Source organism: Oleiphilus sp. HI0117 (genome assembly GCF_001635235.1).
Map to the genome: position 1 here is coordinate 1 of NZ_LWGA01000377.1, position 414 is coordinate 414.

At 43.5% G+C, this 414-nt stretch carries 1 pseudogene; it reads left to right on the forward strand.

Annotation, left to right across the window (positions count from 1 at the left end):
* Window positions 1-414: pseudogene (locus A3757_RS04465) on the forward strand (D-alanyl-D-alanine carboxypeptidase); the annotation flags it as partial.

Genomic DNA, 414 nt, shown 5'->3' on the forward strand with positions numbered 1-414 from the left:
TGAAAAATACTTCACCTATAACAATATAAGGCAGCCAAACCGCAATCGCTTGTTGTGGCGTGATAAGTCAGTCGATGGCTTAAAGACCGGACATACTGAAGAAGCAGGTTATTGCCTTGTCGCGTCAGCTAAGCGCAATGGTATGCGCTTGATTAGTGTTGTCATGGGTACGAATAGTGAAAATGCCAGAGCTAAAGAGACACAGAAGTTGTTAAACTATGGCTTTAGATATTATCAGACGCACGAACTGTACAAGGCTGGTGAAGTACTGACAGATAGCCAGGTTTGGAAGGGTGCTTTGGATTCTTTCCAGTTGGGCTTAGCCGAAGACGTAATAGTAACGATTCCTCGGGGTCAAAAAGATGACCTTAAAGCAGAGCTTAAAGTAGATAATGTAATTGAAGCGCCTGTTGC